General features: G+C 47.9%; 11 protein-coding genes and 1 pseudogene. 6 read left to right on the top strand and 6 right to left on the bottom strand.

Features of this window, described 5'->3' with window-relative positions; all coding sequences use genetic code 11:
- Positions 1–118 precede the first annotated feature (118 nt).
- Positions 119–4,045 carry an ATP-dependent RNA helicase HrpA gene (gene hrpA / locus PUN32_RS04165; RefSeq protein ID WP_274721916.1) on the bottom strand — a complete coding sequence of 1,309 codons (3,927 nt, stop codon included), beginning with the start codon at positions 4,043–4,045 and terminating at the stop codon, positions 119–121.
- Positions 4,046–4,265: 220 nt separating this feature from the next.
- On the opposite strand from hrpA, the pseudogene PUN32_RS04170 reads away from it, so the two are divergent.
- Positions 4,266–4,604, top strand: a pseudogene (locus PUN32_RS04170) (VC1380 family protein); the annotation flags it as partial.
- Between the two features lie 35 nt (positions 4,605–4,639).
- Here PUN32_RS04170 and PUN32_RS04175 read toward each other — a convergent pair.
- Complete coding sequence (locus PUN32_RS04175) at positions 4,640–5,170, bottom strand: 3'-5' exonuclease (protein WP_274721917.1); 531 nt, start codon at positions 5,168–5,170, stop codon at positions 4,640–4,642.
- On the bottom strand, positions 5,167–6,777 hold the full coding sequence (locus tag PUN32_RS04180; RefSeq protein ID WP_274721918.1) for a sensor domain-containing diguanylate cyclase: 1,611 nt from the start codon (positions 6,775–6,777) through the stop codon (positions 5,167–5,169). The genes PUN32_RS04175 and PUN32_RS04180 overlap by 4 nt, the downstream gene beginning before the upstream one ends.
- Before the next feature lie 430 nt (positions 6,778–7,207).
- On the opposite strand from PUN32_RS04180, the gene PUN32_RS04185 reads away from it, so the two are divergent.
- The 4 genes from PUN32_RS04185 (at position 7,208) to PUN32_RS04200 (ending at position 13,781) form a co-directional block, all read left to right on the top strand.
- Positions 7,208–7,840, top strand: a complete 633-nt coding sequence (locus tag PUN32_RS04185) for a DUF2760 domain-containing protein (protein ID WP_274721919.1) — start codon at positions 7,208–7,210, stop codon at positions 7,838–7,840.
- Positions 7,840–9,753, top strand: coding sequence for an Hsp70 family protein (locus PUN32_RS04190; protein ID WP_274721920.1), 1,914 nt, complete (start codon positions 7,840–7,842; stop codon positions 9,751–9,753). Before PUN32_RS04185 ends, PUN32_RS04190 begins: the two co-directional genes overlap by 1 nt.
- A 76-nt stretch (positions 9,754–9,829) precedes the next feature.
- Positions 9,830–12,655, top strand: a complete 2,826-nt coding sequence (locus tag PUN32_RS04195; RefSeq protein WP_274721921.1) for an Hsp70 family protein — start codon at positions 9,830–9,832, stop codon at positions 12,653–12,655.
- A 400-nt stretch (positions 12,656–13,055) separates the two neighbouring features.
- Positions 13,056–13,781, top strand: a complete 726-nt coding sequence (locus PUN32_RS04200; protein WP_274721922.1) for an MSHA operon transcriptional regulator — start codon at positions 13,056–13,058, stop codon at positions 13,779–13,781.
- 125 nt (positions 13,782–13,906) lie between these two features.
- Here the strand turns inward: PUN32_RS04200 and PUN32_RS04205 are convergent, their stop codons facing one another.
- Both PUN32_RS04205 and queC read right to left on the bottom strand, forming a co-directional pair.
- The gene (locus PUN32_RS04205) at positions 13,907–14,131 is read right to left on the bottom strand and encodes a hypothetical protein (RefSeq protein WP_274721923.1); all 225 of its coding nucleotides are present in this window, start codon (positions 14,129–14,131) and stop codon (positions 13,907–13,909) included.
- 154 nt (positions 14,132–14,285) lie between these two features.
- Complete coding sequence (gene queC / locus PUN32_RS04210) at positions 14,286–14,993, bottom strand: 7-cyano-7-deazaguanine synthase QueC (RefSeq protein WP_406707960.1); 708 nt, start codon at positions 14,991–14,993, stop codon at positions 14,286–14,288.
- Positions 14,994–15,199: 206 nt separating this feature from the next.
- Here queC and PUN32_RS04215 point away from each other — a divergent pair, with 206 nt between their 5' ends.
- A complete protein-coding gene (locus PUN32_RS04215; RefSeq protein ID WP_274721925.1) occupies positions 15,200–16,021 on the top strand; it encodes a Cof-type HAD-IIB family hydrolase in 822 nt (273 codons plus the stop codon).
- Positions 16,022–16,136: 115 nt separating this feature from the next.
- Here PUN32_RS04215 and PUN32_RS04220 read toward each other — a convergent pair whose 3' ends face one another.
- Complete coding sequence (locus PUN32_RS04220) at positions 16,137–17,075, bottom strand: precorrin-2 dehydrogenase/sirohydrochlorin ferrochelatase family protein (protein ID WP_274721926.1); 939 nt, start codon at positions 17,073–17,075, stop codon at positions 16,137–16,139.
- Positions 17,076–17,326: the final 251 nt, after the last annotated feature.

Genomic DNA, 17,326 nt, shown 5'->3' on the forward strand with positions numbered 1-17,326 from the left:
TTAACCTTCTTAAAATAATTGAGCCCCCCCACTACACGGGGTTGCCAGTTTGCGTGCCAATTTAGCGATTCGCGTCTGTTAAGCAAATTTCATACCTAACTGAAACATGCCAAGATGACTAACAAGCGTCAATGGCATGAATAATTCGTTTATCCGAAACCGGATACGGCGTGCCCAGCTGTTGTGCAAAATAGCTGACCCGTAGCTCTTCGAGCATCCAACGGATCTCTTTAACCGGCTCTGGCAAAGCCATCCCTTTTGGGATCTTGTTGAGTAATTGCTGATATTGTTTAGCCACTGACTCAATTTTCAACATATGCAGGCGATCTTTATTGGGATCGATCGGCAATTTCTCCATTCGCCGCTCAATCGCACGCATATAACGCAGAATATCCGGCAGGCGTTTCCAACCACATTCGGTGGCAAAGCCGCTAAAAATCAGCGCTTCAATTTGTGCTTTAACATCAGACAGCGCAAAGGCCATGGTAAAATCAACTTTGCCTTTCAAACGCTTATTGATGTTATACGCGGTGGTTAAAATGGTTTCGACCTGCTGGGCAATTTCAACCACCGTGTCACCCAATTCCGCGCGTACATGCTCTTTGAGCGCTTCAAACGCTTGCGGCTGCCATACCATGCCGCCACGCTCTTCAATCAGCTTATCAATGCCACAAGCAATACAGTCATCAATCAAATCCAGCACTTTGCCATACGGATTGAAATACAAACCCAATTTCGATTTATTAGGCAAGTTAGCGTGCAGATATTTAATCGGCGATGGCACATTGAGCAAAATCAAACGGCGCTGGCCAGCACGCATCGCGCTAAGCTGCTCTTGCTCGGTTTCAAACAGTTTAATCTCAACACTGTCTTTCTTATCCACCAGCGCAGGATAAGCTTTAACTTCAAACCCGCCACGCTTTTGCTGGTACATTTTTGGCAGTTCACCAAAGGACCAAGTGTGCAGATCGCGCTGTTCGATATCATCATCAGCGACTTGAGAAAGCGTCTCTTGCACTTGCTGTTTTAAGCTCTCTTTCAGTTCATGCAGATCATTGTGTTCATTCAGCTTACGCTGGCGATGATCAACTGCCCGATAGGTCATGATGAGATGCGCAGGTAACTGGTCTAACTTCCAATCTTCACGCTGCACCGTCACGCCCGTCATCCGTCGCAGCTCTTTTTCCAATGCATCGAGTAGCGGCATTTCCAACGGCGTCACCCGCGCCAAAAAAGCGTCAGCATAATTGGGCGCCGGCACAAAATTCTTACGCAGGGTTTTGGGTAGTGATTTGATTAAACTCACCACCAGCTCATGCCGCAGGCCAGGAATTTGCCAATCAAAGCCCTGTGGTTCGACTTGGTTTAAGATCGGCAGCGGGATGTGTACCGTCACACCGTCACTATTTTCACCCGGTTCAAACTGGTAACTGAGCTTGAGTTTCAAATTGCCTTGATGCCAAAAGTTAGGATAATCCAGCTCGGTGATATGACTGGCATCGCCTTTAAACAGCATCTCTTTTTCAAAGTTGAGCAGATCAGGCGTTTTACGGCTGGCGGTTTTCCACCACGCGTCAAAATGACGCCCTGACACCACTTCGCTTCCCACTCGTTGGTCATAAAATAGGAATAGCGCTTGATCATCAACCAAAATGTCCCGACGACGTGACTTGTGTTCAAGCTCTTCCACTTCCGCCAGCAAAGCGCGGTTTTGTTTAAAGAACGCGTGTTTGGTCTCCCAATCGCCTTCGACCAATGCACTGCGCATGAAAATTTCGCGGCACAGTATCGGATCGATAGCGCCGTAATTGACCAAGCGCTTCGGCACAATCGGAATGCCGTACAGCATCACTTTTTCATACGCCATCACTGCGGCATTTTTCTTCGACCAATGCGGCTCGCTATAGCTGCGTTTGATCAGGTGTTTGGCGAGCGGCTCAATCCAGTCCGGTTCGATTTTCGCTACCACACGCGCCCACAATTTTGAGGTTTCCACCAGCTCTGCCGACATCACCCACTTGGGCTGTTTTTTGAATAAGCCAGAGGCTGGGAAAATATTAAACCGCGCATTACGCGCGCCGTGGTATTCGTTCTTTTCCTGATCTTTCATCCCGATGTGCGAGAGTAAACCGACCAAAATAGCACTGTGCACCGCATGGTAGCTGCCCGGCTCAGTATTGAGCTTAAAGCCCATTTCACGAGTGGATTGATGCAGTTGGCTATACACATCTTGCCATTCACGCACCCGCAAATAGTTGAGGTAATCCAATTTACACTGACGGCGAAACGCGTTACTGGTCAAGGCCTTTTGCTGCTCAGCAATATACTGCCAAAGATTAACTAAGGTTAAAAAATCCGACTCGTCATGATTAAAACGACGATGTTTTTCATCCGCCGCTTGCTGTTTATCACTCGGTCTTTCGCGCGGATCTTGAATCGACAATGCCGAGGCAATGATCATCAGCTCTTTTAAGCAGCCATTGCGAGACGCTTCTAACACCATGCGCGCCAAACGCGGATCAATCGGCAGTCGTGCCAACTGCTTGCCACTTTCAGTAAGCCGTTTTTTCGGATCTTTGATTTGATCGTTGATGGCACCCAGCTCTTCAAGCAGGCGTACCCCATCTTGAATATTGCGTTTATCCGGCGCTTCCACAAATGGGAAAGCTTCAATATCACCCAGACCGAGCGCGGTCATTTGTAAAATCACCGACGCTAAGTTGGTGCGCAAAATTTCTGGGTCAGTAAACTCTGGACGCGCTAAGAAATCCGCTTCCGAGTAAAGACGGATACAGATCCCCTCTTCAGTCCGTCCGCAGCGGCCTTTACGTTGATTGGCACTGGCCAGTGACACCGGCTCAATCGGCAAACGTTGCACTTTAGTGCGATAGCTATAGCGGCTAATGCGCGCCGTTCCCGGATCAATCACATATTTGATACCCGGTACGGTTAGCGAGGTTTCCGCAACGTTAGTGGCCAGCACAATCCGTCGCCCAGCATGCGGCTGGAAAATTTTATTCTGCTCACCGGCCGATAAACGCGCGTAGAGTGGCACAATTTCTGTATCACGTAGGTTACGTTTTGTCAGTGCATCGGTAGTATCACGAATTTCACGCTCACCATTCATAAAAATCAGAATGTCGCCCAAACCTTCGCTACACAGTTCATCCACCGCGTCAAAAATACCGGCCAGTTGGTCGCGATCAGTTTCACTGTCATCCTCACTCGCCAGTGGGCGATAACGCACTTCAACTGGATACGTCCGGCCTGAGACTTCAATGATCGGTGCGTGGCTAAAATGCTGGGAAAAACGTTCTGGATCAATCGTTGCTGAAGTAATAATCACTTTAAGATCAGGGCGACGTGGCAACAGTTGCTTGAGATAACCCAAGATAAAATCGATGTTAAGGCTACGCTCATGCGCCTCATCGATAATAATGGTATCGTATTGATTCAAAAAGCGATCATTTTGGATCTCGGCCAGTAAAATACCGTCGGTCATCAATTTAATTTGGGTCTGATCGGAAATTTGATCGGTAAAGCGCACCTTATAGCCCACAAAGCCGCCGAGTTCAGTTTCCATCTCTTCAGCGATCCGGTTGGCAACCGAACGTGCCGCCAAACGACGCGGCTGAGTATGACCAATCAGGCCATATTTGCCGCGCCCTAACTCGGCACAAATTTTCGGTAGCTGAGTGGTTTTACCTGAGCCTGTCTCACCCGCCACAATCACCACTTGATGATGGGCAATCGCCTGAGCAATATCCTCGCGTTTTTGGCTAACAGGCAGCAAAGCGGGATAGTCGATTTTCGGCATCTGCTGTTTACGCTGCGCAACCACCATCATCGACTGTGCAATATCCAGTGCGATCTCATCAAAAACCGCATGACGAGCGGATTCATGTTTGATTTTACTCGCGCCATCAATTCGTTTGCTGAGGCGAAAGCGGTCTTTGATCAGACACTGAGCCAGTGCCTGCTTTAAACTAGCCGCACTATTGGCTTTAGGCTGAGCGGCGGAATGGGTGGGCTGTGACGAGGTCAAAGCATTTCCTATGATTATCTTGGCAAAAACTGCACGAATTGTATCACAGAGTTTTCGCAATACGGCTACCATCGCACCATTTGTGTCCTTAGTTGGCGATACAAGCAGCAATCGATGTCATGAAATGACCTTTTCAGCGCTACTAGCCTGAAAAGAAGCTTCTTTTTACCCGCCATTGGCCGTTAAAATAGTACCAGATACTTAAGGATACCTAGCGATTGTGAAAGCCTCTCAACTCAAAGCTATATTAAATCAACTGCCCACCGAGCTTGACCCCGATGTGGTGATGGGCGAAATCTGGCTGCCGGAGCGTCTGGTTGAAGCTCGGATCGATGATGAAATGCTGTTTCTGACCTTCGATAATGCACCGCAGGAAGAAGAAGGTGAAGAAGAGGGACGCGGCTTTGTGGCACATGAGCTTGAACTGATCCGCGCGCAAATTTTACAGATTCTGGATGACCAATGTGACCCTGCAACCAAAGCCGAGGCGCTTTTGGCACTGATCACGCTGGCGCATGAAACGACCAGCGCGCAATTTATCGAAATCTTTGGCTCGCTGCAGCAGACGTTATTTGCTGACCCACAAGCCTACGACTACAACATGCTTAAAGCTAACTTGGCTAAGTTATACGCATCCACATAACCGGAGTGCTGACGCCCTTCCCATGCAATGCCTTGTGATTCTTGTGCGGCACGATGACCAATCCGTTGATCTTTTAAGCGCTGTTGAATGCGAAATAAGGTGGCAAGATTAATAAATTCTTGGAATGGAAGCTTAATTCCTTTGGCTTGGCATTCTTTGATCAAAATAAGATCATCACGTCCCCACGAGGCATAGATTTTGTTCGAACCGCCAAAGTTTTTAACCATTGACTGGATCACCTCAGCGAGTGGCCGACCTTGTTTATCAATTTTACGCGGCGTGATCCCGGTTAATTCGGCACAAAACGGCGAGATTTGATCCTGATCGGGTTTAACAAAATATTGCGCTCGTTTGACAATTTCACCCGCCGACAGATCAATTTCCGCTAAACCAATTTCTATAATTTCACCCGTGGTGCCGACTCCGTTTTCATTCCAACAACACATTTCTAAATCGAAGCATACGACACGGTGGTAATTCATTGTGAGCTCTTTTGCTGTAACGTGGGGGCCGACATCCTACCTGAATTGAAAGCATATTTCGATTCCACCTTGCAGCATTGTTCCGCAATCGAAACCCGATTGCGCCCTTTCGATTTACTTAGATAGAGCTGTTCATCAACACTTTGTAAAATTTCCGGCTCACTGTAACCACAGTTAACGCTGGCACCAACACTGATGGTTAATGTCAGTTGCACTTCGGAATTGACCACAAATGGCTGACTTGCCACCGCGTTACGAATTCGCTCTAAATACTCATACAGCTCGTTAACCTCGGTCACTGAGGATAAAATGGCGAACTCATCACCACCAAAACGGGCAAAAGTATCTGCGTGGTTAAGCTGTTGCTCCACCGCCCGTGCAACATGATTTAACGCATAATCGCCAGCGAGATGTCCGTAGCTATCGTTGATCTGTTTAAAACGGTCAACATCAAATGACACCAAGGTAAATAATTGTTTACCGTCTAACTTTTTACACAATCTTTGATTGAAAAAGTGGCGGCTATAAAGCTTAGTCAAGCTATCGTGCTCCACCAGATAACGTAGCTCGGCCGTGCGTTCTTCAATCATTTCCGTCAGATGTTGCTTCTCTTTCATCTGCATACGCAGGATATAACTGAGCAAAAATGAGATAGTGGCACCACCTAAGCCTAACCCCAGCAACACCCACCATTCTCGGACAGTCACCGACTCATACAACGCAAACTCAATCACCCAATCACGATTAGGAAATACCAGGTTACGAGCAACCAGCAGACCTTCCTGCTCATTTTCTCGCCAGGTCGAACTTTGATAAAGGATCGGATTATCTTCGGAGCTAAATCCAGTATCGATCATACGCATATTAAGATTATCCATCGCACTGAGCTGAACTAATTTTTCAACATAAGTGGATAAGCGTACAACACCAACCATAATACCCTGTAATGTTCGCTCATCTTCAGCAGAAAAAACTGGGTGATAAACCAATATCCCATCTTTATCTATCAATGGTTCAAACCCGTCTTGCAGCAACCGAACTTTATCCGATACATTGGGACGACGATGAGTCACGATATCCTCTTGTATCAGCTTAAAACGCTGCCGTGCCGAATAAAAACCCAACAGTTTCTGATTGTCGTCATTGAGCGGATAGATATCCGATAAGATATATTTTGCCTCTTGCTCTGAACCAAAACCATACTGCACTTGCCCGCTTTCAGGCAGAAGAGTAAATAGTGTAAATTCTGGGAAACGTTGGCGCATTTGTACACTAAAGCTTTCGGCTTGCTCTGGCTCCACTTTGACTAACCACTGCAGGGCGATCAGACTTTGCGAACCTTTCAATGCTTCTTCAGCAAAAGTATGAAAATGACACCAATCATCGCTTGAGCTGGAGCGAAAAAAATTAGCCGCCGAGCCGATAAAATGAATATCACTATCCACAAACTGCTGCAGAGTCATCGTCTGTTGATCGGCTAGATTTTCTAACATCGTGCGGTTATAACGCAGTTGCACTTTATATGCGGTATAAACAACCAGCCCGGTCAGCTGCAGAGAAAACAAAAACACCAGTAGAGGTACTGTTACGCGAAAACGGCCGATCATCCACCTTTTCCTTACTTGTATTATCAACCACAACAACCATGAGCAAGACGCGTCATATCTCAGCATCTTTTGTCACTTAACACGATCATTTCAAACGATTCAAGGTTACAACATCACCGAAATATGCATTACAAAATTCGGGGCCGACGATGTTAACCAAGTTTAGTCAAAAATCATACAATTGAATTGCTCAACAAGTCGCCAAATAATCTTTCGTTGCGCGATGAAATCAGGATTGTTCACTCTCTTTCGTCTTGAATGTGCTACTATCCGCCCCCATTTGAACTTAGCGCTATCATAGCGTCTAGCGTAATAAGCCATTGAGAGGCTCTGGATAGTTATAATTTCCGCGCTTCCTTCGCTTAATGTTTTTCCGCTCAGCATTGCAACTGGTTGTGCTTTGCACCGCGTCTGCTACAGAGAACTCACCATGAATATCGACTTACATTTGATCCCGACCACTTTGGATATGCTGCATGTTGGTCTTGCTGTCACTACGTTATTGGTACTGATTGTCGCCTTAACCCGCCAAGGGCGAGTAATAGAAAAAATCATTGAAAAACCAGTAGAAAAAATTGTCACGCTTGAAAAGCCGGTTGAAAAAATCGTCGAAGTAGAAAAAATCATTGAAGTGGAGAAAGTGCGGGAAAGAGTGGTGGAAGTGGAGTCAACACTGGCAACCGCTTCGACCGATTCAGCACTGCAACTGCTGTCGATATTGCAAAAAGAAGCGCGTTTAATTGATTTCTTACAGCAAGAAGTCAGCCAGTTTTCTGATCAAGAAGTGGGCGCAGCCGCTCGCGTGATCCACAGTGGTGGGCAAAAAGTATTACGTGAATATCTGACCTTATCGCCGATTTGCAGCGAGCCGGAAGAGAGCCGTATCACCATTGAAGCGGGCTTTAATGCGCAGGCGATTCGTCTCACCGGACAAGTAACTGGTCAAGCTCCATTTGTCGGTACGCTGATCCACCAAGGCTGGCGCGCTGATTCCATTACGCTGCCAAAACTGGCGGAGCACTATGACACGGCGATTCTTGCCCCAGCCGAGGTGGAATTATAATGCAAACGCCTACTTCTGCAGCCCAATACAGTGTCGGTATCGATTTGGGTACCACCCACTGCGTACTAGCCTATCAAGCGCTAGCAACCAACCACAGTGACACGCCACCGATTCAAGTGTTGCCGATTGCACAAATGACCGCGCCGGGCACGGTGGAAAATCTCCACCAACTGGGCTCTTTTGTCTATCAGCCGCATGAACATGAAATGGCCGCCTCAGCGCGCCGTTTACCTTGGAGCAGCGAACCGAAGGCGCTGGTGGGAGCGATTGCGCGTAACCTTGGTAGCAAAACCCCGATCCGCTTAGTGGCAAGCGCCAAATCTTGGTTATGTCATGCCGGCGTCAATCGACGCGAGGCGTTTTTGCCATTGGCTAGCCCTGAAGAAGTCAGCAAAATTTCACCACTGCGTGCCACTGAACTCTATTTAGCCCATCTGCAAGCGGCGTGGGATCACGCTCATCCTGATGCGTGCTTAGCCGAGCAGGAAGTCACCATCACCGTACCGGCCTCATTTGATCCAGCAGCACGCGAGCTCACCGCTGAAGCGGCACGTAATATTGGCTTGCAGCAAGTAACTCTCCTCGAAGAGCCACAAGCCGCACTGTACAGTTGGATCGATAATCGCCATGAACAGTGGCGCAGCGAAGTCAGTGTCGGCGATGTGGTGTTGGTGATCGATATTGGTGGTGGTACCACTGATCTCTCTTTGGTTGAAGTGACCGAAGATCAAGGCAATCTCGCCCTGAAACGGATCGCGGTTGGCGAGCATATTTTGCTCGGTGGCGATAATATGGATCTCGCCCTCGCCTATGGCTTGAAAATGAAGTTGGCTCAACAAGGCCAAGAGTTACAAATGTGGCAAGTACAAGCGATGACTCATGCTTGTCGTGATGCGAAAGAAGCGTTACTCAGCCAGCCCGATTTAGCCGTCGTGCCGATTGTGGTCCCTAGTCGCGGCTCAAAACTGCTCGGCAGCACCTTAAAAACCGAGCTAACTCGTGAACATTTACAGCAAACCTTAGTCGATGGCTTCTTCCCTGCCGTGGCCATTCACGAGCAACCACAACAAAAAATGCGCGGCGCTTTGACCCAAATGAGTTTGCCCTACGCACAAGATGCTGGTATCACGCGCCACATTGCAGCGTTTTTAAGCAAGCAAGCGAATGCGCAAGGCCAATCGACCCAAGCGCAAACCGACGCATTGCCATTTGTCATGCCAGGGCTGAGCAGTATGTCAGCCGCGCACAGCGATTTTATTAAACCCAATGCGATCTTGCTCAATGGTGGGGTGCTGAAATCACCACTGCTTACCGAGCGTTTGCTCTCAACGATTAATGGCTGGTTAAGCCAAGCCAATCACCCGGCGGCGAAATTGCTGCAAGGGGTTGATCTCGATCTGGCTGTGGCACGCGGTGCCGCCTATTACGGCGTAGTACGGCAAGGACAAGGGGTGCGGATCCGTGGTGGGATCGCTTCGGCTTATTATGTGGGCATTGAAAGCGCAATGCCGGCCATTCCTGGCTTCGCGCCACCAATGGAAGCACTTTGCGTGGCTCCATTTGGCATGGAAGAAGGCTCCAACGCGCAAGTGGCTCAGCGTCAATTTGGCTTAGTGATTGGCCAGCCGGTACATTTCCAATTCTATGGTTCAACGGTACGCCGTGATGATTATCCGGGAACCCATTTAGTCGACTGGACTTACGATGAGTTAACTGAGCTACCACCGATTCAGATCACCTTACCCGCAGAGCAAGGCCGCCGCATCGGTGACGTAGTGCCAGTCACTCTCGCCACTCGGGTGACAGAATTGGGTACTCTGTGTCTTGAAGCGATTGCCGCTGATAACGGCCAAACTTGGCATGTAGAGTTTGATGTGCGTGATAAGCCAAGCTCTGAGACTGATCACGCTTAATCATTGATTTATGACTCCCGATGGAGTGCGGCATCGCTTGCGGTGCCGCAGAACGTTTATTATGACGAGGTAGCACATGTCATCTGCTCGTTTTTTGGTCGGCATTGATCTTGGCACCACCAACACTGTGGTGGCTTTCTGTGAGCTGAACGATAACCTGCAACAAGCTCCGATCGAAATTTTTCCAGTCGATCAGTTGGTCGGTCCCGGTGAAGTGTTACGCCAACCACTGCTGCCCTCTTTTCGCTATCATCCCGCTCCAAATCAATTTAGTGATGCAGATTTAACCCTACCCTGGTCATCACAACCGGTTGACGGTGATTTACCCCAGGTGATCATTGGCCAATGGGCGCGTGAACTGGGTGCAAAAATCGAAGGCCGACAAGTCACCAGTGCCAAAAGTTGGTTGTCACATCCGCATGTTGATCGCACTCAGCCGATTCTGCCTTGGGGCGCTGCTGCGGATGTCGAGCAAGTCTCACCACTGATTGCCAGTGCCAGTTATCTCAATCACATTCGTCAAGCTTGGGATCATCGTCATCCTTCCGATCGATTAGCGGCGCAGCAAGTCGTGGTTACCGTCCCTGCTTCGTTTGATGAAAGTGCCCGAAAATTAACACTTGAAGCAGCAAAATTAGCTGGGCTACCTGAGATTCTGCTGCTTGAGGAGCCCCAAGCGGTCTGCTATGACTGGCATCATCGCCATCAAGCGGAAGCAGGTGATATTTTACACTCGGCACCGCTGATTTTAGTGTGTGATGTGGGAGGCGGCACCACAGATTTAAGCTTGATCGCCGCTCAATTTGATCCGCAACAAACCCTACAGTTAAATCGAATCGGGGTTGGTGATCATCTGATGCTTGGCGGGGATAACCTCGACCTTGCGTTGGCGCATATCGTTGAAACTCGGCTTAAACAACAGCAGGGCAATCAAGCGAAAACCTTAAGCACGGCGAGCTTATCCAAACTGATCCAGCAAACCCGCCAAGCCAAAGAACGCCTGCTGGCCGCCAATTCACCAGAGCAGATCAACATCACTTTGCTGGGTAGTGGTTCAAAATTACTCACTGGAGCTCAAAGTGTTAGCCTAAGCCGTGCTGAAGTACATCAACTCGCGCTTGACGGTTTTTTTCCACTCACTCCCCGAGAAACCAGACCAGAAAAACGCCGCCGTGCGGTGGTTGAGTTTGGCTTGCCATATGCGGCAGATCCGGCGGTGAGCAAACACATTGCTGAATTTCTCAGTCAACCTCACGCAGCTGAGCAAACATCAACCGGTAAAACACCACCGTTACCGACAGCTCTGCTGCTCAATGGCGGTGTTTTTAACAGTGAACTGATTAGCTCGCGTCTGGTCACTCTGCTCAGCCAATGGCTAGGGCGGCCAGTTACCCTACTCGATAACCCACATCCCGACCGGTCGGTGGCACTCGGCGCAGTCGCCTATGCCAAAGCCACACGCGGCGCACAACTGAAAATTGGCGGCGGAGCGGCTCGCTCTTATTTTCTTCATTTGCCGGAAAAAAACCGACTCGGTAACGCGCTCTGTTTGCTCGCGAAAGGCAGTCGCGAAGGGCAAGAAATTCGCCTCACTAGCCGCCGTTTTGCACTTACTGTTGGTGAACCAGTCCGTTTTAATTTACTGACTTCAACCCATGATCAGATCAGCTCTGATGGCAAAATACAAAATGGAGCCTTGGTCGCGATCGACCCTGATAAATTTCAGCCTTTGCCACCTTATATTGTCAGCTTGCCAGCCTTGAATATCGGGGAATTGGCCGCCAATCAAAAACAGCGCGTTGCCGTGCAACTGGCCTGCCAATTAACCGAAGTGGGCACATTAAACATGGTGTGCATCAATCCCGATGATGAGACTCAGCGCTGGCAAGTGGAGTTTGCGGTTCGTGGCAAGACAACGGCCAGCCCTGAACAGCAAACTGAATCAGTGGGTGACTCAACACAATTACAAGCCGCCAAAGCGTTAATCAGCGCCGCATATAGCGCCAATAAAACCAATGCTGATCAACAAACCATTAAAACCCTGACTAAAGCCTTAGAACAACGCTTAGGCAAGAGGGATGCATGGGATTTTGCCACGCTGCGTAGCCTATTTGATATTCTGTTACTTGGCCGCAAACGTCGCCGTCGCTCAGAGCTGCATGAAAAAAACTGGCTACGCCTCGCTGGATTTAGTTTGCGCCCTGGATTTGGTGATGCGAGCGACAGTTGGCGGATTGAGCAACTCTGGGCGCTGTATCAAGCTGGTATCCAATTTAGTAATTCACAAGGTTGGACCGATTGGTGGGTATTGTGGCGGCGAGTGGCGGGAGGCTTAAATCAAGCCCAACAAGAAACCGTGCTGGCCGATATCGCTAAATATTTACATCCAAGCGCAATGCGCAGCGTGGCTTCAAGCAAAGAAGCCCAAGAGAAAGGCTATGAGGCGATGGTACGCTTGGCCGCCTCACTCGAACATCTGCATGTCGACGATAAAACCCTGCTCGCGACTTGGTTTCTCAATAAAGCGCTCAATCATAACCAGTACCAACAAGCCCATTGGTGGGCTTGCGGTCGTTTAGCCGCGCGCACGCCATTGTACGGTAGTTTGCATACCATACTACCCAAAGATCAAATCGAGGATTGGTTACCCAAACTGTTGCAGCAAGATTGGCAACAACAGCCAATGTGCGCTTTTGCTGTCGTCATGATGTGTCGCAAGACCGGCGATCGTAGCCGTGACGTCAGTGAAGAGTGGCGAGCCCAAGTAGTGAGCAAGCTAAAACAGAGCCGAGTGAGTGAATCATGGATTCATTTGGTCAGTGAGGTGATGGAATTGAATGCCAACGAAACCCAACGAGCATTTGGGGAAAGTTTACCGCATGGCTTGATGCTACTCGGTTAATGCTGCTAGGTTTATACGATTAGGCTTATACGGTTGGTTTTATAATGTCAGCTTGATATGACTAACACCATAACCGACCGGTACCTTTTACAATGCAGGGGAAACACCCCCTGCTTGTCATGATTGCACTACCTAGGCGACAAATATAACTACTTAAGCTCGCGTTAAGTATTAAAAAAGGTGTAGAATTCGTGCCCCAACAATCCCAAACCAGCGAGCATGGCTTGCCAGTTAAGGGAATAACAGCTGCCGCCCACCATCAAACCGTATTGAGTGTTGTGGGGTAGTCACTACTGTGACCCGTTAGCTGATACTTCATTCAACAATATCATGACTATTATTACGCCGGTGGAAATCGAAATTTCGATAAAACACACCCGCTTGGGTTGCCAATAAGCCTATGGAACAAGATAAATTTACACATATTTTTCGTTTGCCGGGTTCAATTCAAGTCCGAATCGCTAAATGGCAACAAACCTTTCGCGGTAAGTCTGATTTAGTGCTGCATCAGGCATTAGTGGCACGTAATCATCACTATCAACAAACCGAGTTTCAACCCAAAGGTTGGTGCGTCAATCTGTTTGATAGTGATGAGATTTCGATTACTCATCACGGTGACTATATCCAAACAGCCATGCGCACTATGCTGGATAGAAAAGTCTCTTATAAACGCCTCTATTTATCTCGTTTGACGCTTGAGGAAGCGAAGGCTGAGCTACAACGCTTTAAAATAACTTGGATTAACCAACATAACCGCGTCGCGGTGCGTTTTAACCAGATTCAAAAGAACGCTTTTCTTGAGTATGCGCAAGAGGAAATTGAGACACTCTACCCCGCGATTCCAGAGCAAGGCTTTGATCGTGAATTATGGAATCGTTTGGTTGTTCAAGAGTTGGGACCGGCTGCGCATTATCAAGACCCTTATTTTGTGCTGCCAGATGAAAATGCATTAGCCAAACATGCTCAAGCTCAGCAAAAAAAATCGGCGCATCATCGTGGCAAAGCTAATCACAGCAAAACTAGCAACACCAAATCTAACCATGCAAAATTCTCAGCGCAGCATAAGTCGAACAGGGATTTTCATGGCAAACATCCTAGCCCCCAAAAGCCGCGTTATCCCTTATAAAGCAATGCCTCACCAATAATATCGCGATCCTTAATCAATAGGATCAACAAGATAAGAACAGGGTGCCAAAGGTACTAAAAGCCGGTCAGCGCGAGCTCCGGCTTAATTAGCGTGACAAGATCACCTTAGTGAGTCACATCATCTGGTCGGCGGCCAAACTCCGCTTGTTCAAAAATATCGGCCAAGGTTTTTTGCCGTTTAAGCGGCTTTCTGCGTGAGCGCTTGGCTTCAAAATGTTGTTCTACCTGCTGTAAAGTCTCTTCATGCTGTTTAGCTGCTTCAAGAAAATCAGGGTTGTTCATCGCCTGTTGGCGCAAACGGTTAACACGTTCGAGTCGATCAGAAAACATATTAAGCCCTCATTTACTGTATATAATTACAGCATAGTCCACTTTATTGACTTGTCAATCAAAACACTGGCTTTTCATACAGTATTTTTTATATGATGCTGCAATTAAGTAAACAAGCAGAACCGGTATGCTATCTATCGCTCATTGTAAGCGCCTATAAGGAAAGTAGCTTGTCGTTAAGCGCATTGCGCACAGTGGTGCGATGATCCAAATAGTGATTCAGTCCAGCGTAGCGTAACTGGCAAGCAGGACACTCACCGCAGCCATCACCCATCAATCCGTTGTAACAGGTTAGCGTGTGATGACGGATCAGCTCTAGCGCACCCAGTTGATCGGCTAAAGCCCACGTTTCCGCTTTATTTAACCACATTAGCGGAGTTTTAATCGTCAATGGCAGATCCATCCCCTTAGCTAACGCTTGGTTCATCGCTTGTACAAACTCATGGCGACAGTCTGGATACCCTGAAAAATCGGTTTCACATACCCCAGTAATGATGGTGGTCGCGCCAATTTGATAGGCATAAATACCGGCCAAGGTTAAAAATAGAATATTGCGCCCAGGCACAAATGAATTGGGTAAACCGTTCTCTTGCAACTGATGAGATACAGGAATGTCATCACGCGTCAGTGAGCTTATCGCCAATTCATTAAGCAAACCGACATCCATCACTTTATGCGCTGCAACACCTAACTGCTTTGCCAATCTTTGTGCTACTTCTATCTCTAATTTATGGCGCTGGCCATAATCAAAAGTAATCGCGTGTACCTCATCAAATTCTTGGCATGCTTGAACCAAACAAGTGGTTGAATCTTGTCCTCCGCTAAACACGACGACCGCTTTTTTCATGTTGTGCTCCTTTATAAGCAATATTGATATTGTGATGGGCTTGGATCAGTGGCCACGCTGTGCGAGCAGACCATAATCGAGAAGGTGATCAAGTTCAATTTAAATACCTAACCTGCCAGCAAAATCACCACGACTTTCATTTTTGAGCAGCTTTGCTCACTGTTGAGGGTGAAAATGTATATAATCACACGCCTTGTTGTTCAATTTTAGCTAGGTATCTGATGTACAAATTGATTGCGCTCGATATGGATGGCACGCTGCTCAATAGCCAAAAGCAAATTTCTCCCCGCACCAAACAGGCAATTGCCGACGCACGTCAACAAGGCATTCAGGTCGTGCTGGCTTCTGGCCGCCCGCTTGATGGTATGCGCAGTAAATTGGAAGAATTACAACTGACCAGCGATCAAGATTATGTGCTGTACTACAACGGTTCTATGGTAGCGAATGTCGCCAGTGGTGAAATTATTTATCAGCAGATCATTGATGGCCACGCAGCGAAACGCGTTGCACGTTTAGCACAACAGCTTGAACTCAATTGCCATGCGTTTAGCCAAGAGCATGGGTTGATCACCCCACAAACCAGCCAATACACTCAAGTTGAAGCCAACATCAATGGTCTTAACATTACCGAAATGGATTTTGAACAGTTAGCGGACGATCACCCGATCATTAAAGCGATGATTGTCGGTGAGCCAGAAAAACTAACTCAGGCGATTGCTCAATTAGCGCCACAGTGGCGAGAAGAGTTTACGGTGGTACAAAGTGCGCCATTTTTCTTAGAGTTTCTCAATACCGGCAGCAATAAAGGGGTTGGGGTAAAAGCGATTGCGGAACATTTAGGGATTGCAGCCCATGAAGTGATCTGCATGGGTGATGCCGAAAATGATCACCATATGCTCGAATATGCCGGACTCGGTATTGCGATGGCCAATGCGATGGATGAAACCAAACAACTGGCCGATCACATCACGTTGAGTAATGACCAAGATGGCGTAGCGATTGCGATTGAACGCTTTGCGCTCAGAGGCTCGCAGCACGCTTAACGATCTCGGCACACGAAACATCATCTGCCCGTTAAATTGAATGAGGCGGAAAACTCAGCGGCAAGCAACGGTTTGAACATTGCTTGCCGTTTTTATCGGTGGAAAATCAGTGGCGTTAAATCTGCGTGGCTAATTTTAAGCACCGCGCTTTGCCTTGCAATAACGCATATTGCTGACTGGCCGCGGGGATCAACACACACACGTTTTGTGCCTGTTGTTGAGCTTGAGCCAACAGAGCACTCAACTCAACCGGTGATTCAAAACTCTGCCGCTGCGCATCACGGCGGCACAGATCAATAAACTCAAACGGGCAATTTAGTGTATGCAACACCAGCTCGGCTTGCTGCATATGGCGCAGCGCTTTCAGCGCTAGCAGCTCAACATCCGATCCAAACTCAATCCATGTTGTACTCCATACCTTAGCACTGGGTTGAGTGAGTAAATGCTGATAAATCGACTCTAACACATCTCGATCTTGCGCATGCTGCACTTGTGGATCGGCAAAAAAACGCTCCCAAAACTGGCGACGCAGATCAACATTAGGCAGAGACTGCTTAATCGAATTACGTTTTGATGCAGCAAAATCCGCCAGCAGCGCCAAGTTATGCGCCAATACCGACTCTAAGGTTTGACGAATATTGCGCACCAATACTGGCGAAGCACCACCGCTGGAAATTGCTAATTGAATGCGCCCTCTTTCGATCATCGAGGGTGTAATAAAATCGCAGTAGGGTTGATCATCGACCACATTGACTAAAATCCCCTGCTGTTTGGCATCTTGATAAACTTGATGATTGAGTTGGGGATTGTCCGTGGTTGCCCAGACTTGGAGATAACGTTTATCTAACCAACGGGATGAGTAAAAATGCTGGATCCAAGTACACTTACCTTGCTCAATCCACGATTGCAAAGTGGCGCTAACTTGCGGTGAAATCACCGTCACCTTGGCATCCGCTCGGAGTAACGCATCAATTTTTCGGCAAGCGACTTCTCCACCGCCCACCACTAATACCGGTTTATTGGTTAAATCCAAGAACAACGGGAAATAGCGCATAGTCCATCTTATCGGTATCCATCCTGAATTGGCCCATGCTACCAAAAATGGGGCAATAAAAGCATCCAATAACCGAAAGCAAATAAAATCTGTGCAAATTTTGCCACCAAACCAGTGAAAGCGACCAAATTTCAGCCTAACGGCAGCATAAATAAATGGCACTCGATTTTCCCACCCTCACGCCATTCTGTTGCACCACTTTGTTGCCTTGTTGCACCATTTACATTTACTTAACAGTTCGCCATGCTGAA

The sequence above is a fragment of the Vibrio chanodichtyis genome (assembly GCF_028863985.1).
GTDB lineage: Bacteria > Pseudomonadota > Gammaproteobacteria > Enterobacterales > Vibrionaceae > Vibrio > Vibrio chanodichtyis.

Excerpts from the sequence above, each read along its gene's own strand:
- PUN32_RS04195 (WP_274721921.1), top strand. The coding sequence starts at position 9,830 with ATGTCATCTGCTCGTTTTTTGGTCGGCATTGATCTTGGCACCACCAAC.
- PUN32_RS04220 (WP_274721926.1), bottom strand. The coding sequence starts at position 17,075 with ATGCGCTATTTCCCGTTGTTCTTGGATTTAACCAATAAACCGGTATTA.
- PUN32_RS04190 (WP_274721920.1), top strand. The coding sequence starts at position 7,840 with ATGCAAACGCCTACTTCTGCAGCCCAATACAGTGTCGGTATCGATTTG.
- PUN32_RS04205 (WP_274721923.1), bottom strand. The coding sequence starts at position 14,131 with ATGTTTTCTGATCGACTCGAACGTGTTAACCGTTTGCGCCAACAGGCG.
- PUN32_RS04185 (WP_274721919.1), top strand. The coding sequence starts at position 7,208 with ATGAATATCGACTTACATTTGATCCCGACCACTTTGGATATGCTGCAT.
- PUN32_RS04175 (WP_274721917.1), bottom strand. The coding sequence starts at position 5,170 with ATGAATTACCACCGTGTCGTATGCTTCGATTTAGAAATGTGTTGTTGG.
- PUN32_RS04180 (WP_274721918.1), bottom strand. The coding sequence starts at position 6,777 with ATGATCGGCCGTTTTCGCGTAACAGTACCTCTACTGGTGTTTTTGTTT.
- PUN32_RS04200 (WP_274721922.1), top strand. The coding sequence starts at position 13,056 with ATGGAACAAGATAAATTTACACATATTTTTCGTTTGCCGGGTTCAATT.
- PUN32_RS04215 (WP_274721925.1), top strand. The coding sequence starts at position 15,200 with ATGTACAAATTGATTGCGCTCGATATGGATGGCACGCTGCTCAATAGC.